The organism is Streptomyces aurantiacus (assembly GCF_027107535.1).
Taxonomy (GTDB): domain Bacteria; phylum Actinomycetota; class Actinomycetes; order Streptomycetales; family Streptomycetaceae; genus Streptomyces.
Genome location: NZ_CP114283.1, coordinates 7,125,442 through 7,152,007 on the forward strand (window position 1 = coordinate 7,125,442; position 26,566 = coordinate 7,152,007).

Sequence of the window (26,566 nt, forward strand, 5' to 3'; positions counted from 1 at the left end):
GAAGAAGAGCAGCGCAGGCGCTGGGCACGTTCGTGGCGGCGTCCGCGATGCTGGCGATACCCATGGGCAGTGCGCAGGCGTACAACCCGACGGGCGGAACCGTCTACCAGCTCGGGAACGAGCCGTGTCTCAAGGGCCGGGGCAACTGCGCGGTCTACCCGAAGTCGGCCCAGCTGCCGGGCGGACGCCTGGTCGCGTCGTTCGAGAAGTCCACGGTCGTGCCGGAGACGGGAAGCGCGGACCGCCAGACGCTCCCCGTCCACAAGAGCGACGACCACGGCACGTCGTGGCAACCGCTGTCCGAGGTCGAGGCCCCGGCGTACCTGTCCAAGGACCCCAGGTACGCTGAGTACACGAGCAACTGGACGAACCCGTATCTCTACACGCTTCCGCAGAGCGTCGGGAAGCTGAAGAAGGGCGCGCTGCTCCTCGCGAGTGTCGTGTCGGGCGACGACGAGTACTACCGGGAGCACAAGGCGGCCGACCCGAACTGGGTCCCGTCCAACGACGGAGACCGCAAGGACATGGCGATCGCCCTGTACTCCAGCACCGACGAGGGCAGGACCTGGAAGGTCCTCAACGTCGTCGCCACGGGCGGCTGGCAGGGCGGCAGCGCGGGCGCGGTCGGGCGGAACATCGCCGCCGCCAACACGAACAAGCAGGTGGATCCCCTGTGGGAGCCGTACCTGATGGTCCACAAGGGCAAGCTGGTCTGCTACTACTCCGACGAGAACGACTACCTCGGCTTCGATCCCGTCACCGGCGTCCCGGAACTGGATCCCGCAAACGACACCGCCACCGACTCGCACGGCCAGATCCTCGTCCACAGGACCTGGGACGGGCGCGACAACCGGTGGAGCGCTCCCGTGGTCGACGTCGCGGGGCTGACCCAGGACATGGGAGGCGGCAAGACGGAGATCGGCGGCGGGCGCCCGGGCATGACGAACGTCGTCCGGACGACCGACGGCAAGTGGCTTCTCCCCTACGAGTACTGGGGTGGCGGAGCCAACACCAGGTACGTGATCGCCGACGACCCGCTGAAGTTCCACGCCGGCTCCGCGGGCGCCCCCGTCACGTCGCTGCCGCTCGACGCCGGGTCCCGCCCCCTCGCCACCGGCGGCAGCCCGGTGATCATCCGGCTTCCCGACGGACGCCTGGTCTACAACGCCGCGGGCAGCGGCAACGTCTGGGTCAACGAGAGCGGGCGCAGCGACGGCCCGTGGAAGGAGTACCAGACGACGTCGCGGGCCGGTTACAGCCGCAACCTGCAGTACGTCGAGGGCACCGGACGCCTCGTGATCCTGAACAACCAGGGCACATCGACGATCGCCCACGCCGAGGTGGATCTGGGCCGTTCGGACGGCGTCTACTTCCGGCTGGTGAACCGGAGGACCGGCCAGGTGATCGGCACCGGGAACAGGAGCAACGACGCGAACATCGGCAACGGGGACGTTCCCGACGTACGTCTGGAGGCTCCCGGATCGGCGGCGAACCGGGACACCCAGTACTGGCACGTGGTGACCGAGCCGAACGGCGGCACGACCCTGCTGAACAAGTCCGGTGGCCGCGCGGCAGCGATCTGGACCGGCAACGCGACGGTCGGCCAGCGGATCGGCCAGTGGGTCGACGACAGCCCGACGGGCAGCTGGAAGCTGGTCAGGACCACCGACGGCCACTACACGTTGCAGGCGGTCAGGAACACGAGCCTGTATCTGACCGGTGCCTCCGCCGGGGCGCCGCTGACCCTGCAGAACGCGGTCGCGGACGGCTCGCAGGAGTGGAAACTCGTCACGTAGGGCCACGGAGTTCACCGGCGAGGGGCGGGCGGTGACCCGTCCGCCCCTCGCGTTCGCCGCGCGTCGTGGTGAGGTACGGGAATTGCCCCCGGCCCCGCGATCGGCAGGGGTCACGTGACGCGGAGCGCCCGGCCGGGCCCGGTCACGGACGGCGGCCCCCACCTGACCGGACCGTCGGCTCCTCGGGGGCGTTCGCGCGGTCCCGCATGCGGACGTCGACCGCCGTCAGTGCCAGGGCCAGTGGTCCCGGTGCCAGGAACGCCAGCGGCAGCAGCATCCACGCGCACAGCACGGCCGACGCGAGCGCGAGCAGGACGAGACCGCTGCCGCCCACGTCCCTCACGGAGTCCCGGGCGGCGCCGGCGACGGCGGCCCGCCAGTCGGTGAGCGACTCGGGTCGCCCGCAGGCACGAAGACCCACCACGGCCGCGCACGCGCCGATGGCGGCCGAGACGACGGCGAACAGCGGGGCGCCCGGCAGTCCCGCGCGGGCCAGGGCCAGGTCCGCCCAGAGGAGCAGGACACCGGCGAGGGTCACCACTCCGGCAGCGAGGTCCCTGGTGCGCAGGCGCCGTCGCAGTACCGCGAGATACCGTCCGGCCGTCGCCGGCCGGTCCTCGCGCGCGCCACGCAGGACCGCGCACGCCGTGGACAGCGCCGCAGGCAACGTGACGACCGGCAGCGAGGCGAGCGCCGTGCACACGCCCACGCTCAGTACGTCCGCGAACAGCGTCATGCGCGGCCCGAAGATCTCGCCCGTCTCGCGGGCCTGTCCGCCGCTCATCCCTTGATCCCGGAGTTCGCCATGCCTTCGACCAGGAACCGCTGGAAGGCGAGGAAGAACAGCACGATCGGCAGCAGGGCGATCACCGACATCGCGAACATCGGGCCGAAGGCCGACGTGCTCGACGCGTCCACGAACGACCTGAGCGCCAGGGTGAGCGTGAACTTCTCCGGCGAGAAGAGGTAGATCAACTGGGTGAAGAAGTCGTTCCAGGTCCAGATGAAGGTGAAGATCGCCGTGGTGATGAGGGCGGGCCGGGTGAGCGGCAGGATGACGCTGAAGAAGCTGCGGAACGGCCCGCAGCCGTCGATCCGTGCCGCCTCCTCCAGCTCGCGCGGCAGCCCCCGCATGAACTGCACGACGAGGAAGACGAAGAACGCCTCCGTGGCGAGAAACTTGGGCAGGATCAGCGGCCAGTAGGTGTTCACCATGCCGAGCTGGTTGAAGATGATGTACTGCGGGATCAGCACGGCGTGGTGCGGCAGCATGATCGTCGCGATCATGAAGGCGAAGAGCGGTCCGCGGAAGCGGAACCGCAGGCGGGCGAAGGCGTACGCGGCCAGCGAGCAGCTCAGTACGTTGCCGACGACCGCGCCGCCCGCGATGAACAGCGAGTTGCCGAGCAGCCGCCACACGGAGACGTCGTTCACGCCGTCCAGCGCGGTCCTGTAGTTGGACCACTCCAGGCTGCCGGGCAGCAGGTCGAGGCTGGCGATCACCTCGTCGGCGGGCTTGAGCGAGGTCGCGAGCAGCCACGCCAGCGGGTACAGCATCACGAGCAGCGCGGCGAGACAGCCCACGTGCAGGGCGACGCGGCGCCAGGCGACCGGCTTGCCCGCGGCGGCGGTCGAGATGGTCATCGGTCCCCCTCGGACGCGTAGAAGACCCAGTTGCGGGACGTGCGGAACAGCACCGCGGTGACGGCGCCGATGGCGAGGAGCAGGACCCAGGCCATCGCGGAGGCGTAGCCCATGTGCGAGGCGACGAAACCGCGGTCGTAGAGGTAGAGGGTGTAGAAGAGCGTCGAGTCGGCGGGCCCGCCCTTGCCCGCGCTCACCGCGAACGCCGGGGTGAAGACCTGGAACGCCTGGATGGTCTGGAGCACCAGGTTGAAGAAGATCACCGGGGAGAGCATGGGGACGGTGATGGACAGGAACTGCCGCCGGCGGCTCGCCCCGTCCACCGACGCCGCCTCGTAGAGCTCGGCCGGTATCTGCTGGAGCCCGGCGAGGAAGATGACCATGGGCGCGCCGAACTGCCAGACCGTGAGCAGCGCGACGGCGAACAGCGCCCAGCCGGGCCGGTTGACCCAGCCGCCGGTGCCCAGCAGGTTGTCGACCGTGCCGCCGTCGTTGAAGACGGCCCGCCACACCAGCGCGATGGACATGGAGGCGCCGAGCAGGGAGGGCGCGTAGAAGGCCGAGCGGTAGAAGCCCCGGCCGCGGCGCATGGACTTCAGGGCGAGCGCGACGACGAGGGCGAGACCGAGCTGGAGGGGCACGGCGATGACGACGTACGTGAGGGTGGCGCCGACCGAGCGCCAGTAGCGCGGGTCCTCGGTGAACATCTGCGTGTAGTTGCGCAGGCCCACCCACCGGGGCGGGTTGAACAGGTCGTAGTCGGTGAACGACAGATAGAGCGAGACGGCCATCGGGAGCAGGGTCAGCACGGCCGCGCCGAGCACCCATGGGGAGAGGAACACCCAGGCGGCGCCCTCGCGTCGCCGTGTGCGGGGCCGCTTGCCGGGCGGGTCGGGCTGCCGGGTGCGGGCGGTCGCCGGTATCTCGGTGGTGGTCATGACCTCAGCTCCGCCTTCGCCTCGGTGACGTAGTCCTCTGCCGCCTCACGGGGCGACATCCGCTCGTACGACACCTGGTCGTAGTCGCGCTGGAAGGTGGTCTGCAGTGCGCTGTCCCCCGAAGGCGGCGCCTGGGGCGGGGCGTTGAGCTTTCCTTCCAGGGACGCCTGGTAGTCGAAGACCGTCCTGTCGAAGTCCTTGAGCCCGGGGGCGATCTCCTCGCGGAGTGTCTCGTTGACCGGGATGCCGCGGGTGGCACCGAGGATCTTCGCGGCCTCCGGGTCGTTCAGCATGAAGTCGACGAGCTGCACGGACTCCTTCGGGTGACTCGTGTCGGCGGCGACCCCCATGAACATCGAGGGCTTGAAGTACTGCCCCGGTGTGCCGTCCTCGCCGTAGGGCATCGGCGCGAGGGTGATCCCGTCCGGCACGAGAGCGACGAATCCGCTGGACGGCGCGTCCCAGTTGCTGTCGGAGATCGCCTTGCCCCGCCCCAGCGGGGTGTTCTCGACGGTGCCGTCGAGCTGGGTGGTCTGCTCGGCGGGCGAGACGGCGCCTTCCCGGCGGAGCCCGTCGGTGAAGGTCCACCAGCGGGTCAGGTCGTCGACCGTGAAGCCGAGCCGGCGGTCCTCGGTGTAGAGGGCCTTGCCCCGGCCGCGCAGCCAGACCTCGAAGGCGTCCTCGCTCTGTCCCGGGTCGGTGGCGCCGGGCATGCCGGTCCGTTCGGCCAACTCCCGCATGGCGTCGGCCCATTCGCTCCAGGTCCAGCCCTCGCGCGGCAGGTCCACCCCGGCCTTCTTCCACCGGGTGACGTCGTACACCACGGTCTCGGTGCCGCGGGCCTGGGGGATGGCGTACTGCTTGCCGTCCACCTTCCCGGTGGCGAGGAGACCCGCGTCGAACTCGCCGGTGTCCAGCGTGGCGCGCTGCTCGGCGAAGTCCAGCAGGACTCCCCCGGAGGCGTACTGGTCGATCATCCGGTAGTCGAGCTGCATCGCGTCGGGGGCGTCACCGCCCGCCGCCTGGGTGGCCAGCTTCTGCTTGTAGGCGTCGTAGCCGGAGAACGACGTCTGCACCTCGACGCCCGGATGCTTCTTCTCGAAGAGGTCGACGGCTTCCTGGGTTCGGGCCGCTCTGTCGGGGTTGCCCCACCAGGTGTAGCGCAGGACCACCTTGCCTGTGCCGCTCACCCCGTCCGGCCCCGAGCAACCGGCGAGTACCGAGCAGGACACCAGCATCGCCGTGGCCGCCGCGAGGCGGGGCCTCCAGGACTTCCTCGTCCCGTTTCCGGGCATGAGTGGGTCACCTCATTCGCTAGAAAGCGCTTCCCCCCTCCGGCACGACCCTAGGGAAGGTCCTGATGTCAGAACAAGACCCCTGCAGCGGTTCCGGTTCGCGTCGCCGCTGCGCCGTGGTGGGCCTGGGCGCCCGTGCCCGGCTGTTCACCGAAGCGCTGGCCGGGCCGCACGCGGACCGCATCGACCTCGTCGGGTTCTGCGACGTCAACGCGCACCGGGTGGCCGTCCACAACGGCTGGATCGCGGACGACCACCCCGGCCGGGAGCCCGTACCGGCGTACGCCGCCGAGGACTTCGACCTGATGCTGCGGCGCGAGCGGGTGGATCTGGTCGTGGTGTGCAGCGTCGACCGGACCCACGACGACTACATCGTGCGCGCGCTGGAGGCGGGCTGCGACGTGGTCACCGAGAAGCCGATGACCACCGACGCCGACCGCGCCCGCCGCATCCTTCAGGCCCGGCGCCGCTCCGGCCGCGAGGTGCGGGTGGCGTTCAACTACCGCTACAACCCGGTGCATTCGGCCGTACGGGAGCTGATCGCGGCCGGGGAGATCGGCGAGGTCGGCTCGGTGCACTTCGAGTGGCTGCTCGACCTGCGGCACGGCGCGGACTACTTCCGGCGCTGGCACCGGAACAAGGCCGACTCCGGCGGCCTGATGGTCCACAAGTCGACCCACCACTTCGACCTGGTGAACTGGTGGCTGAACACCGAGCCCCGGACGGTCTTCGCGCAGGGCGGCCTCTTCTTCTACGGCGACGAGGCCGGCCGGCGCCGGGGACTCGCCCGCCCCTACGCCCGCGCCCACGGCTCCCCCGCCGCCCAGGGCGACCCCTTCGCCGTACACCTGGCGGACTCGGCGGTGCTCAGCGCGCTGTACCTCGACGCCGAGGCGGAAGACGGCTACCACCGCGACCAGAACGTGTTCGGGCCGGGCGTGACCATCGAGGACGACATGGCGGTCCTCGTGCGGTACGCGTCCGGGGCGTCCCTGACCTACCACCTCACCGCGTACGCCCCGTGGGAGGGCTATCGCGTCGCGTTCAACGGAAGCGAGGGGCGGCTCGAACTGCTCGTCGAGGAGTCGACGTGGGTACGGCCCGGGGCAGAGGCCGAAGAGGCCGGTCCCGTCCTGCACGGTTCCACCGCCGGGGACGAGGCCGGGCGTACGGAGTTGCTGCTGCGGCGGTTCTGGGAGCCGGCCCGTGAGGTGACGGTCGCGAGCGGGGAGGGCGGCCACGGCGGTGGCGACGTGCGGATGCTGGAAGACCTGTTCGGTCCCCGGACCGACGCGGATCCCCTGGGCAGGGCGGCGGACGCGGTCGACGGAGCGAAGTCCCTGGTGACCGGGCTCGCGGCCAACGAGTCGTTCGAGACGGGGCTGCCGGTCCGGACACGGGATCTGCTGGACGTGTGACGCCCGCCGCGGCCCGTGTGTGCATACGATCCGGGGGTGGTTCTCTTTCTCGTGTCCCGGGACACCTCCCTGAGCGCCGATGAGGCGTGGCGGCGGCTCACCGCGTGGGAGCGGCATGCGGAGGTGGTGCCGTTGACGCGGGTCCGGGTCGTCACGGTGCCGCCGCGCGGGGCGGGCACCGTGTTCGTGGCGCGGTCCGGGGTGGGGCCGGTGGCGTTCGACGACCGTATGGAGGTCGTCGTCTGGCGTCCGCCCCTGGACGGCGGCCCCGGCCTGTGCCGGCTCGTCAAACGCGGCAGCCTCGTCGTCGGGTGGGCCGAGATCGAGGTGCGCCCGGCCGCCGGAGGCGGTTCGCGGGTGGTGTGGCGGGAGGAGCTGGGGGTGCGGAGGCTGCCACGGGTCTTCGACCCCCTGCTGGGGTCGGCGGGCCGTCGGATGTTCGGACGAGCGGTGGACCGCCTGCTGTCCCACCCCTGAGGCGACACGACGCTCCCCGGGCGACGACCTCCACCACCCGGTCCTGCTCGTGACGCGTTCCACCGGCTCGTCCATGGGGCTCATGATGTTCACCATGCCGAAGTCCGTGGAACGAGTCCGCTCGGAGTTGCGAGACTGGGACCCATGAACGACATGGGGCGGTTCCGTCAGGCGGTCGTCGAGTGGGCGGCCGGCGGCGCGGGGGCATCAGGGGCGGGCGCGGCCGCGCGGGAGCTGGCGGCCGGCGCCGGGCTGCGTACGGTCGTACTCGTCGAAGGGGGCAGCGACCGGGTCGCCGTGGAGGCGCTGGCCGCCCGGCACGGCCGGGACCTCGACGAGGAGCGTGTCTCGGTCGTCCCCCTCGGGGGCGCGACCAGCATCGGAAGGTTCGTGGACCTGTGCGGGCCCGAAGGCCTCGACGTGCGGCTGGCGGGTCTGTGCGACGTCGCGGAGGAGAGGTTCTTCCGGCGTGCGCTGGAGCGGGCCGGGATCGGCTCGGATCTCACGCCCGACGGGCTGGAATCGCTCGGGTTCTACCTGTGCGACGCGGACCTGGAGGACGAACTGATCCGTTCCCTGGGCGCCGACCTGATTCAGCACGTCGTGGAGGAGCAGGGCGAGTTGCGTGCGTTCCGCACCTTCCAGAACCAGCCCGCCCAGCGGGACCGGACCGTGGAGCAGCATCTGCACCGGTTCTTGGGCACCCACAGCGGCCGCAAGGCCCAGTACGCGCGGGAGCTCGTCTCGAGCCTGGATCTCGACCGGACACCGCGACCGCTGGAACGCCTCCTCGCCCACCTCTGAGCGAGCCGGTAACGCGCCGAGGACGAGCGCGGACCGCTCGCCCCGGCGGACTGCGGGCCGCGTCGCAGGTGCCGGGCGGTGCCGGGCCGCCGACCCGGGACTTCGGTTTCCCGAACCGACGCGTCAGGCGACCGATCCGATGCGGCGCGGCGGCACCGACGACACGTCGTGGTGGATCGGCGTGTGCGCCCCGGTGAGGGACACCCCGCTTCCGCCCCGCCGGTTCGCGACGATTTCCGACGCGATGGACAGGGCGGTCTCCTCCGGCGTACGGGCACCGAGGTCCAGCCCGATGGGCGACCTCAGCCGCGCCAACTCCATTTCGGTGACGCCCACTTCACGAAGGCGCTCGTTGCGGTGGAGATGGGTGCGGCGCGAGCCCATCGCACCGACGTACGCGACCGGGAGCCGCAGCGCGAGCCGCAGGAGCGGTACGTCGAACTTGGCGTCGTGGGTCAGGACGCACAGCACCGTGCGGGCGTCGACCTCCGTGCGCTCCAGGTAGGTGTGCGGCCACTCGACGACGATCTCGTCCGCCTCCGGGAAGCGCGCGGCAGTCGCGAAGACCGGGCGTGCGTCGCACACTGTGACGTGGTAGTTCAGGAACTTGCCGATGCGGACCAGGGCGGAGGCGAAGTCGATCGCGCCGAAGACGATCATCCGGGGCGGCGGAACCGATGACTCGACGAGCACGGTGAGCGGTGCTCCGCAGCGCGAGCCCTGCTCTCCAATCTCCAGGGTGCCGGTGCGGCCGGCGTCCAGGAAGGCGCGGGCCTCCCCCGTGACGGTGCGGTCCAGTTCGGGGTGGGCGCCGAAGCCGCCCTCGTGCGATCCGTCGGGGCGGACCAGCAGGGCGCGGCCCAGCAGCTCCGGCGGTCCGGAGACGATCCGCGCCACCGCCGCCGCCTCCCCTGCCGCGGCTGCGGAGAGCGCCGACGCGAACACCTCGCGGACGGGGGCACAGGCGCGTACCGGGGTCACCAGGATGTCGATGATCCCACCGCATGTCAGGCCCACCGCGAAGGCGTCCTCGTCGCTGTATCCGAAGCGTTCGAGCACCGACTCCCCGTTCTCCAAGGCCTGTTGGCACAGCTCGTAGACCGCGCCCTCCACACAGCCGCCGGAGACCGAGCCGATCGCCGTGCCGTCGGCGTCCACCGCCAGGGCGGCGCCGGGCCGGCGGGGCGCACTCCCGCCGACGGCCACCACGGTGGCCACGGCGAAGTCGCGTCCCTGCTCCACCCAGCGGTGCAGCTCTTCGGCGATGTCCAGCATCTCTCGTTCTCCTCACGGTGGTTGGGGTGGCCGTTCGGTCGGGGCGAACCCGCGCCCCCATAAGGGGCGCGGGGCTGTGACATATGCGGCTCCGCCGCGTGGGCGCGACCAGCCACGACGGACCCGCGGACGAAGCACCGCACCCCGGCGGAACGACCTCGCGGAGCGCCTAGTGGACGCCCATCCAGCTCTCGATCGGGTTCAGGGCGAAGAAGACGAGGAAGATCGCCGTCAGGCCCCACATGAACGCCCCGATCTCCCGGGCCTTGCCCTGGGCGATCCTGATGGCGACGTAACTGATGACTCCGGCCGCCACACCGGCGGTGATGGAGTACGTGAACGGCATGATCACGACGGTCAGGAACACCGGGATCGCGGTCGCGCGGTCGGCCCAGTCCACATGGCGGGCGTTCGTCATCATCATGGCGCCGATGACGACCAGCGCGGCGGCCGCGACCTCGCCGGGCACGATCGCCGTCAGCGGGGTGAAGAAGAGACAGGCCGCGAAGAACAGGCCGGTGACGACCGAGGACAGTCCTGTCCGGGCGCCCTCGCCGACCCCTGTCGCGGACTCGACGAACACCGTCTGGCCGGAGGCGCCCGAGACGCCGCCGATCGCGCCGCCCGCGCCGTCGATGAACAGCGCCTTGGACAGGCCCGGCATCCGGCCCTTGTCGTCGGCCAGCCCGGCCTCGGTGCCGACGCCGATGATGGTGGCCATCGCGTCGAAGAAGCCGGCCAGCACGAGCGTGAAGACGATCATGCCGACCGTCATCGCGCCGACCTCTCCCCAGCCGCCGAACTCGACGTCGCCGAAGATCGAGAAGTCCGGCATCGACACCGCGCTGCCGTGCAGTTCGGGCGCGCCGCTCGCCCACTGCTTCGGGTCGATGACGCCGAGGGCGTTGAGGACGACGGCGAGTACGGTGCCGCCGACGATGCCGACCAGGATCGCGCCGGGGATGCCGCGCGCCTGGAGCATGAAGATGGCGAGCAGGGTGGCGGCGAAGAGCAGCACGGGCCAGCCGGCCAGTTCGCCCGCGGGGCCGAGGGAGACCGGGGTCGCCTTGCCCGGGTGGACGAAGCCCGCCTTGACCAGCCCGATGAGGGCGACGAACAGACCGATGCCCATGGTGATCGCGTGCTTCAGCGCCAGGGGGATCGCATTCATGATCATCTCGCGTAGCCCGGTGACCACCAGGAGCATGATCACCACGCCGTACATCACGCACATGCCCATGGCCTGCGGCCAGGTCATCTGTGGCGCGACCTGCGAGGCGAGGACGCCCGAGACGGAGAGTCCGGCGGCGAGGGCGAGGGGCACCTTGCCGAAGAAGCCCATCAGGAGCGTGGTGAGGGCCGCCGCGAACGCCGTCGCGGTGATCAGGGCCTGCTGGCCGAGCGTGTTCCCCGCCGCGTCCTTGCCGGAGAGGATGAGGGGGTTGAGGAGGAGGATGTACGCCATCGCCATGAAGGTGGTGACGCCGCCGCGCGTCTCACGCGCGACCGAGCTGCCTCTCAGGGATATGTGAAAGTAGCGGTCGAGCCAGGACCGGCCGGCCGGGACGCGGGTTCCTTCACCCGCGTCGTCGGCGGTGGTCCTGGGCTCCAGTGACTGCTGGGTCATGGTGCCGTCTCCCAAGGTTCATAGGGGCACCCGCGCTGTGCCTTCGGCGTAGGCGGGCTTTGGGATGTGCACGACCCGGGGGACGGCCCGAGGCGAACAGGGGGGCCGGGGGGCTCGGCCCCCCGGAGAAACTCTTCTTTCCAACCCCCGGAGGGCTACGTCCCGGTGAGGTGTTCCGGTCGTACCGGCGTCCGGTCCAGCTCCAGACCCGTCGCGTTCCGGATCGCCGCGAGGACGGCCGGGGTCGACGACAGGGTCGGGGCCTCGCCGATGCCACGCAGCCCGTACGGCGCGTGGTCGTCGGCGAGTTCGAGCACGTCGACGGGGATGGTCGGCGTGTCGAGAATCGTGGGGATGAGGTAGTCGGTGAAGGAGGGGTTCCTGACCTTCGCCGTGACGGGGTCGACGATGATCTCCTCCATGACCGCGATGCCGAGGCCCTGGGCCGTGCCGCCCTGGATCTGGCCGACGACGGACAGCGGGTTGAGCGCCTTGCCGACGTCCTGTGCGCAGGCCAGCTCGATGACCTTCACCAGACCGAGCTCGGTGTCCACCTCGACGACGGCGCGGTGCGCGGCGAACGAGTACTGGACGTGACCGAAGCCCTGGCCGGTACGGAGGTCGAAGGCCTCGGTCGGCCGGTGCCGCCACTCCGCCTCGACCTCGACGGACTCGTCCTCCAGCACGTCCGCGAGGTCGGCCAGCACCTCGCCGCCGTCGGTGACGACCTTGCCGCCCTCCAGCAGCAGCTCGGCGGTGGCCCAGGCCGGGTGGTACGTACCGAACTTGCGGCGGCCGATCTCCAGGACCTTCTCGCGGACGAGCTCGCAGGAGTGCTTGACGGCGCCACCGGTGACGTACGTCTGGCGCGACGCCGAGGTCGAACCGGCGGACCCCACCCGGGTGTCGGCCGGCTGGATCGTCACCTGGGCGACGCCCAGCTCGGTGCGGGCGATCTGCGCGTGGACGGTGACACCGCCCTGGCCGACCTCCGCCATCGCGGTGTGGACGGTCGCGACGGGCTCACCGCCGACGACCTCCATACGGACCCGGGCGGTCGAGTAGTCGTCGAAGCCCTCGGAGAAGCCGACGTTCTTGATGCCGACCGCGTAGCCGACACCGCGTACGACACCTTCGCCGTGGGTGGTGTTGGAGAGGCCGCCGGGCAGCTGACGGACGTCCGCCGCCTCGCCGGCCGCGAGCCACTGCTGCTCCGGCGGCATCGGCATCGCCTTGACGCGGCGCAGGAGTTCGGCGACGGGGGCCGGGGAGTCGACGGGCTGGCCGGTCGGCATGATCGCGCCCTGCGACATCGCGTTGAGCTGACGGAACTCGACCCGGTCCATGCCCACCTTGTCGGCGAGCTTGTCCATCTGCGCCTCGTAGGCGAAGCACGCCTGGACCGCGCCGAAGCCGCGCATGGCACCGCAGGGCGGGTTGTTGGAGTAGAGGGCGATCGCCTCGATGTCGACGTCGTCGAGCACGTACGGGCCGACCGACAGGGACGCCGCGTTGCCGACGACCGCCGGGGACGCGGAGGCGTACGCGCCGCCGTCGAGGACGATCCGGCACTTCATGTGGGTCAACCTGCCGTCCTTCGTCGCCCCGTGCTCGTAGTGGAGCTTCGCGGGGTGGCGGTGGACGTGCCCGAAGAAGGACTCGAACCGGTTGTAGACGATCTTGACCGGTTTGCCCGTGCGCAGGGCCAGCAGGCAGGCGTGGATCTGCATGGACAGGTCCTCGCGGCCGCCGAACGCGCCGCCGACGCCGGAGAGCGTCATCCGGACCTTGTCCTCGGGCAGGCCGAGCACCGGGGCGATCTGCCGCAGGTCGGAGTGGAGCCACTGGGTGGCGACGTAGAGGTCGACCCCGCCGTCCTCGGCGGGCACGGCGAGGCCGGACTCCGGACCGAGGAACGCCTGGTCCTGCATGCCGAAGGTGTACTCGCCCTCGACGACGAAGTCGGCGCGCCGCCGGGCCGCCTCGACGTCACCGCGGACGATCGGCTGGCGGTGCACGATGTTCGGGTGCGGGACGTGCCCGATGTGGTGGTCGTCGCGGCCCTCGTGGATCAACGGGGCGTCCGGCGCGGTGGCCGAGGCCTCGTCCGTGACGACGGGCAGCTCCCTGTACTCCACCTTGATCTTGGCGGCGGCGCGGCGGGCGGTCTCCGGGTGGTCGGCGGCCACGATCGCGACGGGCTCGCCGTGGTGGCGTACGCGCCCGTGGGCCAGAACGGGGGTGTCCTGGATCTCCAGGCCGTAGTTCTTCACCTCGGTCGGCAGGTCGTCGTACGTCATGACGGCGTAGACGCCCGGTGTCGCGAGGGCCTCGCCGGTGTCGATGGAGAGGATCTCGGCGTGCGCGACCGTGGAGCGCAGGATCTGGCCCCAGAGCATGTCCTCGTGCCACATGTCGGAGGAGTACGCGAACTCCCCGGTGACCTTCAGGGTGCCGTCCGGGCGGAGTGTGGACTCGCCGACACCGCCCTTGGTCTGCGAACCCTGGGTGACCTTGGTGGGAGTGCCGATGGGGGCGCTGATGGGGGAAGACATCGTCAGACCGCCTCTCCCTGACGGGCGGCCGCCAGGCGGACCGCGTCCATGATCTTCTCGTAGCCGGTGCAGCGGCAGAGGTTGCCCGACAGCGCCTCGCGGATGTCCGCGTCGCTCGGGGTCGGGTTGCGCTCGAGCATCTCGTCGGCGGCGACCAGCAGGCCGGGGGTGCAGAAGCCGCACTGGACGGCGCCGGCGTCGATGAACGCCTGCTGGATCGGGGAGAGTTCCGTGCCCTCGCCGGTGCGGGAGTCCTGCCCCTCGGCGGCCCAGCGCCGGGCGTCGTGGACGGACGTGCCCGACGGACCGCAGGCTCCGGCCGCGCAACCGCCGTGCTCCGCCCGCTGTTTGGCGAAGTCGGCGAGGCCCTCGACCGTGACGACCTCGCGGCCCTCCACCTGCCCGGCCGCGACCAGACACGAACACACCGGCACACCGTCGAGGCGGACCGTGCAGGAGCCGCACTCGCCCTGCTCACAGGCGTTCTTGGAGCCGGGCAGGCCCATGCGCTCGCGCAGGACGTAGAGAAGGCTCTCGCCCTCCCAGACGTCGTCGGCTTCCTGCGGGCGGCCGTTGACCGTGAAATTGACGCGCATTACGCGACACTCCCCTTCTGATGTGTCCGGCCGTCGGTGCCGCGGTACGACTCCCAGGTCCAGGTCAGCGTGCGGCGGGCCATGATTCCCACCGCGTGGCGGCGGTAGCTCGCCGTGCCCCGGACGTCGTCGATCGGGTTGCAGGCGGCCGAGCACAGCTCGGCGAACTGCTTGGCGACCGACGGGGTGATGATCTTCCCGTTGTCCCAGAAGCCGCCCTCGTCGAGCGCCGCGTTCAGGAACTCCTCGGCGGCCTTGGCCCGTACGGGCGTGGGCGCGGCCGAGCCGATGCCGGTGCGCACCGTGCGGGTGCCGGGGTGCAGGGCCAGGCCGAAGGCGCAGACCGCGATGACCATCGCGTTGCGGGTGCCGACCTTCGAGTACTGCTGGGGTCCGTCGGCCTTCTTGATGTGGACGGCCCGGATGAGCTCGTCGGGGGCGAGCGCGTTGCGCTTCACGCCGGTGTAGAACGCGTCGATGGGGATGAGCCGGGAGCCGCGTACGGACTCGGCCTCGACCTCGGCGCCCGCCGCGAGGAGGGCGGGGTGGGCGTCACCGGCCGGGGAGGCGGTACCGAGGTTGCCGCCGACGCCGCCGCGGTTGCGGATCTGCGGGGAGGCCACGGTGTGGGAGGCCAGGGCGAGGCCGGGCAGTTCGCCGCGCAGGTTGTCCATGATCGCCGTGTACGGGACCGAGGCGCCCAGGCGGACGGACTCCTCGCCGACCTCCCACTCGCCCAGCTCGCCGATGCGGTTCAGGTCGAGCAGGTACTCGGGCCGGCGGTGGTCGAAGTTGATCTCGACCATCACGTCGGTGCCACCCGCAATCGGCACAGCGGTGGGGTGCTCGGCCTTCGCGGCGAGCGCCTCCTCCCAGCTGGCGGGGCGAAGGAAGTCCATGACCGGCTCTCTTCTTCGTCTCGTGGATCGTGCTGTTCAAGCCAGATCGTGTGCGGCGGGCCCGGCTCGTTCATGAGGTGTTCACGTGGATCGCAGCCAGTACACAGCGCTGTCCTCCACCGGGGTCAGTCACCGAAACCATGAAGGAGTTGGCTGGCCAGGGCGCCCATCTTGTAGATTCGTATGAACGGAGGTCATCAGTAGCCTCCTCGTTTTCCTTTGGAAACATCCGACGCAGACCTTTGGAAACATCCGACGCAGTCCCCTGAAGACATCCGACGCGGTCCTGGAAACAGCGAGCACCGTCCGCGAAAGCCCAGGACAGGGCCCACGGAGGCCGGGACCACCGTCCGCCGGGGCCCGCGGGTCCACCCGGCGGAGGCCGGACACCCGGCGCTTCGGGCCTCCGGCCCCGGGTCCGACCCGGCTCCCGCACTTCCATCGTAGATTTCGAGACAGAACGGCGGCGACGAGATGCGGCTGCGCGCACTGCTGGACACGGACGCGCTGGGCCTGCGGCTGCTCGGCGGCGAGGACGAGCTGGACCGCACCGTGCGTGGCGTGATGACCACGGACCTGCGGGACCCGAGCCGCTACCTCTCGGGCGGCGAGCTGGTGCTGACGGGGCTCGCCTGGCGGCGCGGCGCCGCCGACTCCGAGCCCTTCGTACGGATCCTCGCGGGCGCGGGCGTCACGGCGCTGGCCGCGGGAGAGGCGGAGCTGGGCGCGATCCCGGACGACCTGGTGGCGGCCTGTGCGAGACACCGGCTGCCGCTGTTCGCCGTCAACGAGTCGGTGGCCTTCGCGACGATCACCGAGTACGTCGTGCGGCAGGTGTCGGGCGAGCGTGCCGGGGACCTGGCGGCCGTGGTGGACCGGCACCGCCGGATGATGACCTCGGGCCCCGCCGGCGGTGGCCCGGACGTGGTCCTGGACCTGCTCGGTTCCGACCTGGACCTGCGGGCCTGGGTGCTCTCCCCCGCGGGCCGCCTCATCGCGGGCTCGCACCTCGCGCAGGAGTGGCTGCCAGCGGGCGTGTGCGCGGCGCTGGCCGGCGAGCACCTGGCAGCGGTCCGCACGGGGCGGCGGGGGCCGCACCGGGTGACGGTGGGCCCCACGACGTATTCGCTCTTCCCGGTCCGCAGCGGCGGTCGCGGGGCGGCGGGTGCGCGCGACGTACGCGAGACGGTGCTGTCGGAGTGGCTGCTCGCGGTCGAGGCGGACGCCGGGGACTGGCCGGAGGAGCGGCTCGACCTGCTGGAGGGCGTCACGCAGCTGATCGCGGTGGAGCGGGACCGCCGGGACGCGGCACGGACCGTGCGGCGCAGGCTCGCGCAGGAGGTCCTGGAGCTGCTGCAGACCGGTGCCGCGCCCGCGGAGATCGCGGCGCGGCTGCGGGTGGCCGCACCGGTGCTGCTGCCGGGGCTCGGCGCGGCCCCGCACTGGCAGGTCGTGGTCGCCCGGGTGGAGTGGGACGACGCGAAGGGCGGGCCCGCCGGGTCCCCGGCCGAGGGCGGGCGCCCCGCGGGCGGCATCGAGGGAGGTCCGGTGGCGCAGGCGCTGCTGGAGGAGATCCTGGTCGACCCGCTGTCGTCGGGGCCCGAGCCGTCCGACCGCATCGCGGTCGCCCACACGGGTGACGAGGCCGTCGCGCTCGTACCGCTGCCGGCCGTTTCCTCGGAGCACGACGGTTCGGAGGCCGGGCTGCTCGCCGACACGCTCCTGGAGGCCGTGCGCGACCCGCTGTCGGCAGGCCTCGACGGCGACGGGCGGCTCACCCTCGGGGTCAGCGCCGCCGTGCACTCGGCGGAGGGGCTGCGCGGCGCCCTGGAGGAGGCCCGGCACGCGCGCCGGGTGGCCGCGGCCCGCCCCGGGCGGGTGTGCGCGGCGGGGCACCAGGAGCTGGCCTCCCACGTGCTGCTGCTGCCCTTCGTGCCGGACGACGTGCGGCGCGCCTTCACGGCGAGGCTCCTCGACCCGCTCCGGGACTACGACCGCCGCCACCGGGCCGAGCTGATACCGACCCTGGAGGCGTTCCTGGACTGCGACGGCTCCTGGACCCGCTGCGCGGCCCGCCTGCACCTGCACGTCAACACGCTGCGCTACCGGGTGGGGCGTATCGAGCAGTTGACGGGCCGAGATCTTTCCCGGCTCGAGGACAAGCTGGACTTCTTCCTGGCGTTGCGGATGAGCTGAGGTCACAGGCCCGTGGGCGAGGAGGGCGCTGTCGTCCGGGCGGGGCGGGCGGCCAGGAAGAGGCACCAAGTGCCTTCTCTGTTCCACGACTTTGTGAAATCCTTCACCCACCCCCTTGGCCGGGCGCGTCGATTCGTGCTGAGATGCCGCCACCACTCAACAGCTCAATGGCGTGCTCGGGGAGGGCAACGTGGCGTATCCCGCCATGTCTGGTTACGGAACGACTGCCGGAGACGATCCACTCCAGACCGCGGTATGGCGGCTGCGCTCACGCGCCTGCTGGGCCGACGCGGCCGCGCTCCTCGAGCCACGCACGGCCTCGGCGGCGCTCCAGCGGGCCTCACTCCTCGTCGAGCGGTGCCTCTACACCGAGCAGGGCTGGGCGGAGGCGGAGGACGCGCTGCGGACGGCGGAGGCGCTGGCCCAGAGCGACGACGAGCGGGGCGCGGCGGCCTGCGAGCGCGGGCAGCTCGCGTACGCGTCGACACTGCTCGCGGTGCGCGACCGCGCCGACGAGGCGCGGGCCGCGCTCGGCCGGGCGGCCGCCCTGATCGCGCCGGGCGCCCCGGGGCGGGCCCTGCTGGACTTCCGGCGTGGCCTGCTCGCCGAGAACCTCGCCCGTTCCCCGCAGTCCGCGCGCGCCGCCTACCGCCGGGCCCACGCCGGCGCCACCGCGCACGACGACCCGCTGCTTCTCTCCTTCACCTGGCGTCACCTCGCCGGACTCGCCCTGCGCGAGGGCGAGTTGGCGGAGGCTCGGCACGGTTTCGCCGAATCCCTGCGGATTCGCGAGGAGTTGGGCTACCTCGTCGGTACGGCTCCGGCCCTGGCCTCCCTCGCCGATGCCGAGAGCGAACCGGAGGCGTCCCGGCTGCGGGCGGAGGCGGGGCGGCTGTTCCGGCTGCTCGGGGGCGTACCCACCTGGCTCGCCGGCCAGTTGGCGCCACCGGCCGCCACGGCCTGACGCCTCGGCGCCGGCCGCTGTCGGCCACGTCCGCACCGGGTTCGGGCGCGGCCTCCAGCCGCTGAACGAACGCCCCTGCCCAGAGGCCCGGTTCGGGCTCCGGCCGTCGGCGTCTCCGGCCGCCCTCCGCTGTCCGCCGCCGGGTCAGGGGCGTTCGCGGGGAGGTTGCGGGGCGGGTCCGGGCGCTGACCACCGGAGCCCGGTCGCGGCGCGGCACGGCACGGCACGGCAGCCGGTGCCTGCCCGCTACGCGCCGGCGAAGTGTTCCCGCAGCAGGGACTGCGCGGCCGGCACGTCCTGGGCGGTCAGCGCGTCGAGGATCGCAGTGTGCTGGGTCGCGTCCGCCAGCAGGTCGGCGCGACTGCGGCAGGCCGGCGCACCGGCCATCGGCCACTGGGCACGGCGGTGCAGGTCGTCCGCGAGCTGCACCAGCTGGCGGTTGCCCGAGAGGGCGAGGACCGCGGCGTGGAAGATCCGGTCGGACTCGGCGTAGCGCGCGCGGTCACCGGTGCACGCCGCCGCCACGGTGGCGTCGGCCAGCGGGCGCAGCTCGGCCCAGCAGGAGGCGGAGACCGTACGGGTCAGCCGGAGCATCACCGGCATCTCGACGAGGGACCGGATCTCGGCGAGCTCGGCCAGTTCCCGTGCCCCGCGCCGCACGACGCGGAAACCGCGGTTCGGTACGACCTCCACCGCGCCCTCGTTCGCGAGTTGCTGCATGGCCTCGCGCACGGGGGTCGCCGAGACGCCGAAGCGTTCGCCGAGCGCCGGGGCGGAATAGACCTCGCCCGGGGCGAGGTCGCCGCCGACCAGGGCGGCGCGGAGGGCGTCGAGGATCTGGCCGCGGACGGAGGCCCGCTGCACCACGGGACGGCGGGCCGCGGAGGCGAAGGCGGAGCCTGAAGCGGCGGCGGGGGCGGAGGTCCGCCGGCCCGCCGCGCCGGGCACGGCCGTCGACGTGTCGTGGGTGCCGGAGTCCCGGACACCGTCCGCGGCACCGTGGGCCGCTATCCCGGGAACGCCCGTGAACGCCCCGCGCGCGTCGTTGCTGCCCGCTTCGATCCCGCCCTCACCCGGGAGCCCTTCGCGGGCCACGGGCCCGCCGGTGCCCGGGAGCCCCGCGCGCCCTGCGGCTCGGTCCGCTTCACCGGGGGTCCGCGGCTCTCGGCCGTCCTCCCGCGTCAGCCGCGGACGGGGAATCGGTGTCTCGCTGTGGGTGTGCTCGCCGCGGGCCCCGTGCTCGGCGGGGGCCCTCCGGGCGGCGGCCGGAGCCGACCGGCCGTCCGGAGCCGCGGTGGTTTCCGTGTCCGCGGGAGAGGCGCCGTCCCGCGGAACGTCCTCCCGGCTCGCCCCGCGTCCCCGTGTGCCGTCCGCCGGCCGCGCCTGGGGAGGCACCCGCACGGCGGCCGGCCCGGGGCGGACCTCCGCCGGGCGGGCGTCCGAAGGGTCTCCGGCAGGGCCGTACGCCTCGCGCGAACCGGCCTTCTCCACGGGATCCCCCTCCGGGGTCGGCGGTGTGGTGGGTATTTCGGGCGGGGTCCGGAGCGACCCCGACAGAACAGGGTAAACCTCGATCGTATCGGGTAAGGTAAGCCTTACCTGCGAACGATCGTGAAACGGGGTCCTTGCATGTCCGCTCCCGCCCTCGCCGAGACCGCACCCGGTGCCGACACGCACCCGGCCCGCTCGGTCCTGACCGAGGCGTACGCGCGGATGACCGAGGCATTCCCGGCCCTGGGGGTGACGGAGCTCGCTCCCGGCGAACCCGCCCCGACGGGCGACGGGCGGATCGCCGTCGCCGGACTCGCGGCGGGCGGCGCCGATCTCGACTCCTTCCTGGCGTGGGACGACGCGCAGGTGCTGACCGACCACGGGCGGCGGGCCCGCCCGGACGTCATCGCGAGCTTCGGCCTGCACCGGTACGCCTGGCCCGCCTGCCTGCTGATCACGGTGCCGTGGTTCCTGCTGCGCCGCGTCCCCCGCTTCCCCGTGGAGCACGTCACCTTCCAGCGCATGCCCGGCCGTATCGCGGTCCGCGTGGGCGAGTTCGCCTGCCTGCCGGACGACCCGGCGGCCGCGCTCACCGGCGCGCGCGTCGTCCGGGACGAGGAGGCCCTGCGGGCGGAGGTGCGCTCCGCCGTCGCCGAGCACCTGGAGCCGGTCCTGAGCGGATTCGGCCCGCGGATGCGGCGCCGCGACCGCGCCCTGTGGGCCATGGCGACCGACGAGGTCGTCGAGAGCCTCTGGTACGTGGCCGGCCTCCTGGGCGAGCAGCGGCGGGCGACGGAGGAGCTGGAGCGGCTGTTCCCCGGAACCACCCGGCCGTACGTCGGCTCCGCCGGCTTCCGCGAGACGGCCGGCCCGAACGGCGAGTGCCTGCCCACCCGGGACCGGGCCAGCTGCTGCTTCTACTACACCCTCGACCCCGAGGACACCTGCGCCAACTGCCCGCGCAACTCCGAGGCGGTCCGCGTCGCGAAGCTGACGGCACAGGCGGCCGGGCCGACGGGCTGATGTCCCGCGCCCACACCCCGTGCGGTCCCGCGTCCGCGCCCGTGCGCAGGCCCGCACCCGGCGTCACGTAAGATCAACTCGGCGCGGAATCCGGCGCCTTGGCCGCGGAGACGGCCGTCCGGGTTACAGCTGCTTCACAAAATCCTCACTTGGCGCAAGAACTTTCCGTGGAACCACTCGTACGGGTAATCTAACTCGAACTCAACTCCCGCTCCTCAAGCGGCAGTTCGAGCAGAATGCCGTCCTCGCGCATCCCCTTGCACTCCCTTGGCGGCCTCTTGCCCCGAAACCCCCTGAGGACGCGCGGGATTGGGCCACTATGACGGGCGTTACGCCCTATCCCAATGCAAGGGACCCCAGATGAGACTGACCGACATATCGCTGAACTGGCTGCTTCCCGGCGCCGTGCTGCTCCTGGGCCTGCTGGCGGCGGTTGCGGTGCTCGCGCGTGGTAAACGCGCCGGGGAGAAGACCCACGCCGACGATTCGTGGGAGCGCACGGAAGAGCGCCGCAGGCGCAAGGAGGCCATCTACGGCACCGCCTCCTACCTACTCCTGTTCTGCTGCGCCGCGGTCGCCGCCGCCCTCTCCTTCCACGGCCTGGTCGGCTTCGGCGAGCAGAACCTGAACCTCTCCGGCGGCTGGCAGTACCTGGTGCCGTTCGGCCTGGACGGCGCGGCCATGTTCTGCTCCGTACTCGCGGTGCGCGAGGCCAGCCACGGTGACGCGGCGCTCGGCTCCCGGATACTCGTGTGGACGTTCGCGGCCGCCGCCGCCTGGTTCAACTGGGTGCACGCCCCGAGGGGCCTCGGCCACGCGGGCGCCCCGCACTTCTTCGCCGGCATGTCCCTGTCGGCCGCCGTCCTCTTCGACCGCGCGCTGAAGCAGACCCGCCGCGCCGCCCTGCGCGAGCAGGGCCTGGTGCCCCGGCCGCTGCCGCAGATCCGGATCGTACGGTGGCTGCGCGCTCCCCGTGAGACCTACGGCGCCTGGTCGCTGATGCTCCTCGAGAACGTGCGCAGCCTGGACGAGGCCGTCGAGGAAGTGCGTGAGGACAAGCGGGAGAAGGAGCAGAACCGTCTGCGCCGTCGCGACCAGGAGAAGCTGGACCGTGCCCGCATCAAGGCGATCACCCGCGGCCACCGCGGAATGATCGGACGCGGTGGCCGTCAGGCGGAACTCCAGTCGGCCCAGGCGGCCGCCCAGGTCGCCGCGGAGCCTGCCATATCAGCGCCGGAACTACCCGTACGCGCCCGGCCCTCGTTGCAGCCCGTCCGCCGCGGCGGTGAGTCGCCGACGGTCGACCTCACCGCGGAGGACGACACGATGGCGCTGCCGCGACTCGACTCCCTCGAGCGCAAGCTGAAGGATCTGGAGCAGCAGTTCGGCTGAGCGTGACCTGGCCGCCCGGCGGCCTCAACTCTGGATGGGGGCGCGGCAGTTCATGCCGCGCCCCCATCCAGTTCGAACCACACCGCCTTCCCCACCCCGTGCATGCGCACGCCCCAGGCGTCCGCGAGCGCCTGCACCAGGACCAGGCCTCTGCCGTGTGTGCCGTCGTCGGCGTTCGGGGCCCGGAGCCTCGGCCTGCGTGCCGCGAAGTCCCGCACCTCCACCCGTAGTCCGCGTGGGCCGACGGTGGCCGTCAGCAGTGCCTCCCGGTCGGTGTGGATGAGTGCGTTGGTCACGATTTCGCTGGTCAGCAGTTCTGCCGTCTCGGACCCGCCGGGCCGCCCCCAGTGGGCGAGCAGTTCCCGCAGCGCCTTGCGGACCTCGGGCACCGCCCGCAGGTCGCAGCGCCCGAGCCTGCGCCTGAGGTGCGAAGAGCCCTGCTGGTCGGGCGTGCTCTCCGCGGTGTCCTCCATGGTCGTGGCCGTCTTCACCGTCTTCGACGAGGAGGCCCCGGCTATGGCGGGACCGCCTCCTCGTGCATGCCTCTTCATGACCCCCGCCGCCGCTGTCGATTCCCCTCCGGATCGAACACGTTCACGGAATGCATGCCCCACCCGGAACGCGGCAGTCATGTCGAATCTTGAACGACCTGTCGTACACCGGCCGTTCTCCCCGCCGCGCTGGGGCGGTCCAGGGACGAGCCCGCCCCGCCCGCCCGCCGGAAAGCCCCGTATACGACGATCGGAAAGCGGGCGAACGGGGCGACACGGTCCATCTGTGGCGGAAGGTGACGGCGAAGCCGGCAGTGCCGCGCCGCCGCCGGCCGACGTCTCCTGCCGACGGGTCGGCCGACGGCACTCGGCCCGTCGACCGACACCCGCCTGCCGCACCGGCCGTACGCGAGCCGGTGGAGGGGGCCGGACGCGCCTACTTGTCGGCCTCGCCCTCGGTGCCGATGTGGATGACCTTGTGGTTGCGGTTCATGCCGACGATCAGCCGGGTCGCCGGCCCGTCCCCCCAGGTCAGCGTCACGACCGCTTCCCTGGGGCCCGCCGTGCCCTTGCCGGTGACCGTCCACTTCGCCGGCACGTTCTGGGCACGCAGGACACCGTCCGCGTGGTTCCGCCGCTCCCAGGCCTCGATCTCCTTGAGGTAGTCGGCGTGTACGTAGAACTTCCGGAGCTCGGTGACCAGCTTGCCGCCGCTGCCCGGACCGCTCTGCGCGTCCATGTAGGCGCCGTAGAAGTCGGCTATCCGGGTCACCGGGTCCGACGGCTTGCCGATGACCGACCGGGGCGCGGCTGCCCCGGCGGTCGCTTCGGCCGACGCGGTGAGTCCGAGCGGCAGGGCGGTCGCGGCGACGAGGCCGGCGACCAGGGCGGCGCGACGGCCCGGCCTGCGCGAGGTGGTGGTGCTGTTCATCGTTCTGTACTCCCCGTTTTCGTGCTGCTGGTCGGTCCTGTCCGGTGCGATGGTCCGTCGCACCGGATGGAGCCGCCCTCTCGACCCCCGTGGCGGGAGGGCGGCTCCGGCTTTTTCCGGTGGGTCAGTAGAGCTTGTTCACCGCGGTGGTCGTCGTCTTCTTGAAGGCCTTCACCGGTGCGTCGGAGAAGTCGCCCATCTGCCCCCAGTTCACGACGGTGACGGTCCGCCCGTCGCGGCCGACCGAGGAGAGGTTGATGTCGGTGGCGCCCCAGGAGGTGTTGGTGTGCATCCCGTAGACGTGGGCGCCCTCCTCGACCGGCAGCGTGCCGTAGTCCTTCATCGTGGCCTCGACGTCCGGGTTCGCCTGCTCGGCCCGGGCCGCGCACGACCGGATCTCCTTGTTCAGCCGCGTGGCGAGGGCCTTGGCCTTGGCGTTGCTGCCGACGACGATGGTGAGCTGCTGAGCGCTGGTCTCCAGCTCGGTCCGGAAGTCGCGGTACGAGGAGTCGTAGCCGGGCAGCGCGTCCTGGAGGCAGAACCACAGCTCGTCGGGCACACCGGGCGTCACCTTGCCCGCCGTCCAGGCGGACGAGGGGTGCGGCGGCAGCTGGGAGGCCGACAGGAACTTGGGCGTGCTCTTCGCCGCCACCTTGACGGGTGCCGAGGCGTTCGGCGTGGCACCGGCCGGGCCGGCGAGTGCCGTACCGACGGCGAGGCTCGCGGCGGCGAGTGCGGTGAGTGCCACGGCTCGAGTGCGCTTGGCCATTGTTTCGTCCCCCTGTGTATGAGTGCATGGTCGATCTGAACGCATGCACGATCTGCGTATGTGCCTGGTTGGTGGGTGCCGCCGCGAAGGCCCGTCACGGGCTGCCGTCGGATGGTCGGTCCGGCGGCGGTCGGTGCGACACCAGAAGCATCAGCCGTCACTCGGCCTCTGCGCAACAGACGGCGCCGGATCCGCCACGGTGGAACCATCCCATCCCTTCTGACGTGCAGGTATATGGAGTGCCTGGGATGACCTCCCGGGCCGGGACACGCCCCTTCGACCAGGGGGCGACGACGAGTACGGGGGAACGGTGTCGACTCGGGACGACGACGTCGAGGAGTTCGCGGCACTGCTGAGACGTCTGAAGGCGCGGACGGACCGCAGTTACGGCGCCCTGGCGCGCCGGGTGAACATGAACACCTCGACGCTGCACCGCTACTGCGCCGGTGACGCGGTGCCGCTGGACTTCGCCCCGGTGGAGCGGTTCGCCACGCTGTGCGGGGCGACGCCGGCCGAGCGCCTCGAACTGCACCGCCTGTGGATCCTGGCGGTGGCGGCGCGGCAACGGCCTCGCACGCCCGGCCCGTCGGCGGAGCCGGAGCCGGACACGACCGTGGACGACGGACCGCCGGAAGGCGACGCACCGCCGGAGAGCAACGGATCGCCGGCAGGCAACGGCGAGTCGAAGCCGCGCGCATCGGCGGCCGCCGAGCCGGACGAGTCCCGGCCGCAGCCCCGCACCTCAGCTCCGGACACCGCCGAACCGACTGAGCCCGAGCCCGCCACCCCGGGCGCCGCCGAGCCCGACGGGCCGCGGCCGGGCCGGTCCGGCCGGTCCGAGTCGGGCCTGCCGAGCGGTCCTTCCCCGAGCCGGGCGGACGATCCCCGGTCGAGCCCGCCCGGGAAGCCCGTGCCCAGCCCCTCGGGTGAGGGAACCGCGAGTTCTTCCCCGTCCCGGAATCCGGCATCCGGCGCCGCCGCCGCGAAGGCACCGGGCTCACCTGTCCCGAGTTCCGCCCTCGGGCTCGTGTCCACCTCCGGTGCGCGCCCCCGCAGCGCCTGGTACCGGCGACGGGTCACCGTCACCGTGGCCGTCGTGTCCGCGCTGCTCGCCTCCCTGGGCGGGCTGTCGGCGCTCTCCGGTGACCGGTCCTCCGACGACGACGATTCCCGGGCCGTCCGCCCGGCCCCGACGACGGCCGCTCCCGACGCCCGTCACCGCCCGTCCACGAGCCCCTCCCCCAGCGGATCCGGCCCTTCCCCCTCGGTGAGCGCCACCCCGAAGACCTCCGAACCCTCGGCCAAGAACGGCACGCCGTCGGGAAAGGCGAAGCCGAACGGTGGAGGATCCGTCGCCGTGCCGCTCACCTGGACCGCGAACTCGCAGGCCTGGGCGCTCGGCTGCGGCCACGACTACGTCATCCGCAAGGAGCCGCAGCAGGTTCCGCCGCCGCCGGCCGCGCAGGACGCCGGGATCTGGGCGGCGACCCAGAAAGCCGTGCACGGCCGGGAGACCAACGTGGAGATCTCGGTGCAGGGCCGGAGTTCCACCGCCGTCGTCCTGACGGCGCTGCGGGTCCGCGTGGTCGGCCGTACCGCCCCCGTGCCCGGCACCGTCTACGCCATGGACCAGGGCTGCGGCGGCTCGATCACCCCCCGTTCCTTCGCCGTCGACCTGGACAAGGACCGCCCGATCGCCCGCGCGGTCCCCGGCAGCGACGAGGGAAACCCGATCCCGGCGGTGCGCATGCCCTACCGGGTGTCAGCCGAGGACCCGGAAGTCCTCCTGGTGAGCGCACGGACACAGACCTGTGACTGCTCCTGGTACCTCGAACTCGACTGGTCCTCCGAGGGACGCACGGGCACGGTCCGCATCGACGACCACGGCCGTCCGTTCCGCACGAGCAGCATCAAGGGTCTGCCGCGCTACTGGTACGGCACGGAGGGTTCGGAGCGTCAGTGGGTCCCCTACGACCAATGACACC

22 protein-coding genes are annotated in these 26,566 nt (G+C 72.1%); 9 read left to right on the forward strand and 13 right to left on the reverse strand.

Annotated elements, in window-relative coordinates; translation table 11 throughout:
* Positions 1-47 precede the first annotated feature (47 nt).
* Positions 48-1,796, forward strand: a complete 1,749-nt coding sequence (locus tag O1Q96_RS33635; protein ID WP_269253833.1) for an RICIN domain-containing protein — start codon at positions 48-50, stop codon at positions 1,794-1,796.
* Between the two features lie 142 nt (positions 1,797-1,938).
* Here the strand turns inward: O1Q96_RS33635 and O1Q96_RS33640 are convergent, their stop codons facing one another.
* The 4 genes from O1Q96_RS33640 to O1Q96_RS33655 are packed head-to-tail and all read right to left on the reverse strand — an operon-like array spanning position 1,939 to position 5,673.
* Complete coding sequence (locus O1Q96_RS33640) at positions 1,939-2,580, reverse strand: hypothetical protein (RefSeq protein WP_269251746.1); 642 nt, start codon at positions 2,578-2,580, stop codon at positions 1,939-1,941.
* Positions 2,577-3,440: a carbohydrate ABC transporter permease gene (locus O1Q96_RS33645; protein WP_269251747.1), complete on the reverse strand. Its 864-nt coding sequence runs from the start codon at positions 3,438-3,440 to the stop codon at positions 2,577-2,579. The genes O1Q96_RS33640 and O1Q96_RS33645 overlap by 4 nt, the downstream gene beginning before the upstream one ends.
* On the reverse strand, positions 3,437-4,378 hold the full coding sequence (locus O1Q96_RS33650; protein ID WP_269251748.1) for a carbohydrate ABC transporter permease: 942 nt from the start codon (positions 4,376-4,378) through the stop codon (positions 3,437-3,439). The genes O1Q96_RS33645 and O1Q96_RS33650 overlap by 4 nt, the downstream gene beginning before the upstream one ends.
* On the reverse strand, positions 4,375-5,673 hold the full coding sequence (locus O1Q96_RS33655) for an ABC transporter substrate-binding protein (RefSeq protein WP_269251749.1): 1,299 nt from the start codon (positions 5,671-5,673) through the stop codon (positions 4,375-4,377). Before O1Q96_RS33655 ends, O1Q96_RS33650 begins: the two co-directional genes overlap by 4 nt.
* Before the next feature lie 65 nt (positions 5,674-5,738).
* Here O1Q96_RS33655 and O1Q96_RS33660 point away from each other — a divergent pair, with 65 nt between their 5' ends.
* From O1Q96_RS33660 to O1Q96_RS33670, 3 genes are all read left to right on the forward strand, one after another.
* On the forward strand, positions 5,739-7,091 hold the full coding sequence (locus O1Q96_RS33660) for a Gfo/Idh/MocA family protein (RefSeq protein WP_269251750.1): 1,353 nt from the start codon (positions 5,739-5,741) through the stop codon (positions 7,089-7,091).
* Between the two features lie 36 nt (positions 7,092-7,127).
* A complete protein-coding gene (locus tag O1Q96_RS33665) occupies positions 7,128-7,568 on the forward strand; it encodes an SRPBCC family protein (RefSeq protein WP_269251751.1) in 441 nt (146 codons plus the stop codon).
* Between the two features lie 144 nt (positions 7,569-7,712).
* A complete protein-coding gene (locus O1Q96_RS33670; RefSeq protein ID WP_269251752.1) occupies positions 7,713-8,372 on the forward strand; it encodes an ATP-dependent endonuclease in 660 nt (219 codons plus the stop codon).
* Between the two features lie 123 nt (positions 8,373-8,495).
* On the opposite strand, the gene O1Q96_RS33675 is transcribed toward O1Q96_RS33670, so the two are convergent.
* The 5 genes from O1Q96_RS33675 to O1Q96_RS33695 form a co-directional block, all read right to left on the reverse strand.
* Positions 8,496-9,647, reverse strand: coding sequence for an XdhC family protein (locus O1Q96_RS33675; RefSeq protein WP_269251753.1), 1,152 nt, complete (start codon positions 9,645-9,647; stop codon positions 8,496-8,498).
* 169 nt (positions 9,648-9,816) lie between these two features.
* A complete protein-coding gene (locus O1Q96_RS33680; RefSeq protein ID WP_269251754.1) occupies positions 9,817-11,274 on the reverse strand; it encodes an NCS2 family permease in 1,458 nt (485 codons plus the stop codon).
* A gap of 155 nt (positions 11,275-11,429) precedes the next feature.
* Positions 11,430-13,829 carry a xanthine dehydrogenase family protein molybdopterin-binding subunit gene (locus O1Q96_RS33685; protein WP_269251755.1) on the reverse strand — a complete coding sequence of 800 codons (2,400 nt, stop codon included), beginning with the start codon at positions 13,827-13,829 and terminating at the stop codon, positions 11,430-11,432.
* Between the two features lie 2 nt (positions 13,830-13,831).
* Positions 13,832-14,425 (reverse strand): (2Fe-2S)-binding protein, encoded by a 594-nt coding sequence (locus O1Q96_RS33690; RefSeq protein WP_269251756.1) that lies wholly within the window; start codon positions 14,423-14,425, stop codon positions 13,832-13,834.
* A complete protein-coding gene (locus O1Q96_RS33695; protein WP_217457691.1) occupies positions 14,425-15,324 on the reverse strand; it encodes an FAD binding domain-containing protein in 900 nt (299 codons plus the stop codon). The genes O1Q96_RS33690 and O1Q96_RS33695 overlap by 1 nt, the downstream gene beginning before the upstream one ends.
* A gap of 474 nt (positions 15,325-15,798) precedes the next feature.
* Here O1Q96_RS33695 and O1Q96_RS33700 point away from each other — a divergent pair, with 474 nt between their 5' ends.
* The gene (locus O1Q96_RS33700) at positions 15,799-17,520 is read left to right on the forward strand and encodes a PucR family transcriptional regulator (protein WP_269251757.1); all 1,722 of its coding nucleotides are present in this window, start codon (positions 15,799-15,801) and stop codon (positions 17,518-17,520) included.
* Positions 17,521-17,710: 190 nt separating this feature from the next.
* On the forward strand, positions 17,711-18,484 hold the full coding sequence (locus O1Q96_RS33705; RefSeq protein ID WP_269251758.1) for a hypothetical protein: 774 nt from the start codon (positions 17,711-17,713) through the stop codon (positions 18,482-18,484).
* Positions 18,485-18,730: 246 nt separating this feature from the next.
* Here O1Q96_RS33705 and O1Q96_RS33710 read toward each other — a convergent pair whose 3' ends face one another.
* The gene (locus O1Q96_RS33710) at positions 18,731-19,546 is read right to left on the reverse strand and encodes a GntR family transcriptional regulator (protein ID WP_269253834.1); all 816 of its coding nucleotides are present in this window, start codon (positions 19,544-19,546) and stop codon (positions 18,731-18,733) included.
* Positions 19,547-20,113: 567 nt separating this feature from the next.
* Here O1Q96_RS33710 and O1Q96_RS33715 point away from each other — a divergent pair.
* Positions 20,114-20,998 carry a (2Fe-2S)-binding protein gene (locus O1Q96_RS33715; protein WP_419586993.1) on the forward strand — a complete coding sequence of 295 codons (885 nt, stop codon included), beginning with the start codon at positions 20,114-20,116 and terminating at the stop codon, positions 20,996-20,998.
* Positions 20,999-21,358: 360 nt separating this feature from the next.
* Entirely contained in the window at positions 21,359-22,390 is a 1,032-nt protein-coding gene (locus tag O1Q96_RS33720) for a DUF2637 domain-containing protein (RefSeq protein ID WP_269251759.1), read from the forward strand.
* Positions 22,391-22,440: 50 nt separating this feature from the next.
* Here O1Q96_RS33720 and O1Q96_RS33725 read toward each other — a convergent pair whose 3' ends face one another.
* The 3 genes from O1Q96_RS33725 to O1Q96_RS33735 all read right to left on the reverse strand — a co-directional run bounded on the left by O1Q96_RS33725 (position 22,441) and on the right by O1Q96_RS33735 (position 24,581).
* Positions 22,441-22,863, reverse strand: a complete 423-nt coding sequence (locus O1Q96_RS33725) for an ATP-binding protein (RefSeq protein WP_269253836.1) — start codon at positions 22,861-22,863, stop codon at positions 22,441-22,443.
* A 454-nt stretch (positions 22,864-23,317) separates the two neighbouring features.
* Positions 23,318-23,812, reverse strand: a complete 495-nt coding sequence (locus tag O1Q96_RS33730) for a hypothetical protein (RefSeq protein WP_269251760.1) — start codon at positions 23,810-23,812, stop codon at positions 23,318-23,320.
* Positions 23,813-23,936: 124 nt separating this feature from the next.
* A complete protein-coding gene (locus tag O1Q96_RS33735; protein WP_269251761.1) occupies positions 23,937-24,581 on the reverse strand; it encodes a hypothetical protein in 645 nt (214 codons plus the stop codon).
* 310 nt (positions 24,582-24,891) lie between these two features.
* On the opposite strand from O1Q96_RS33735, the gene O1Q96_RS33740 reads away from it, so the two are divergent.
* The gene (locus tag O1Q96_RS33740; protein ID WP_269251762.1) at positions 24,892-26,562 is read left to right on the forward strand and encodes a helix-turn-helix domain-containing protein; all 1,671 of its coding nucleotides are present in this window, start codon (positions 24,892-24,894) and stop codon (positions 26,560-26,562) included.
* The last annotated feature ends 4 nt before the right edge of the window (positions 26,563-26,566 follow it).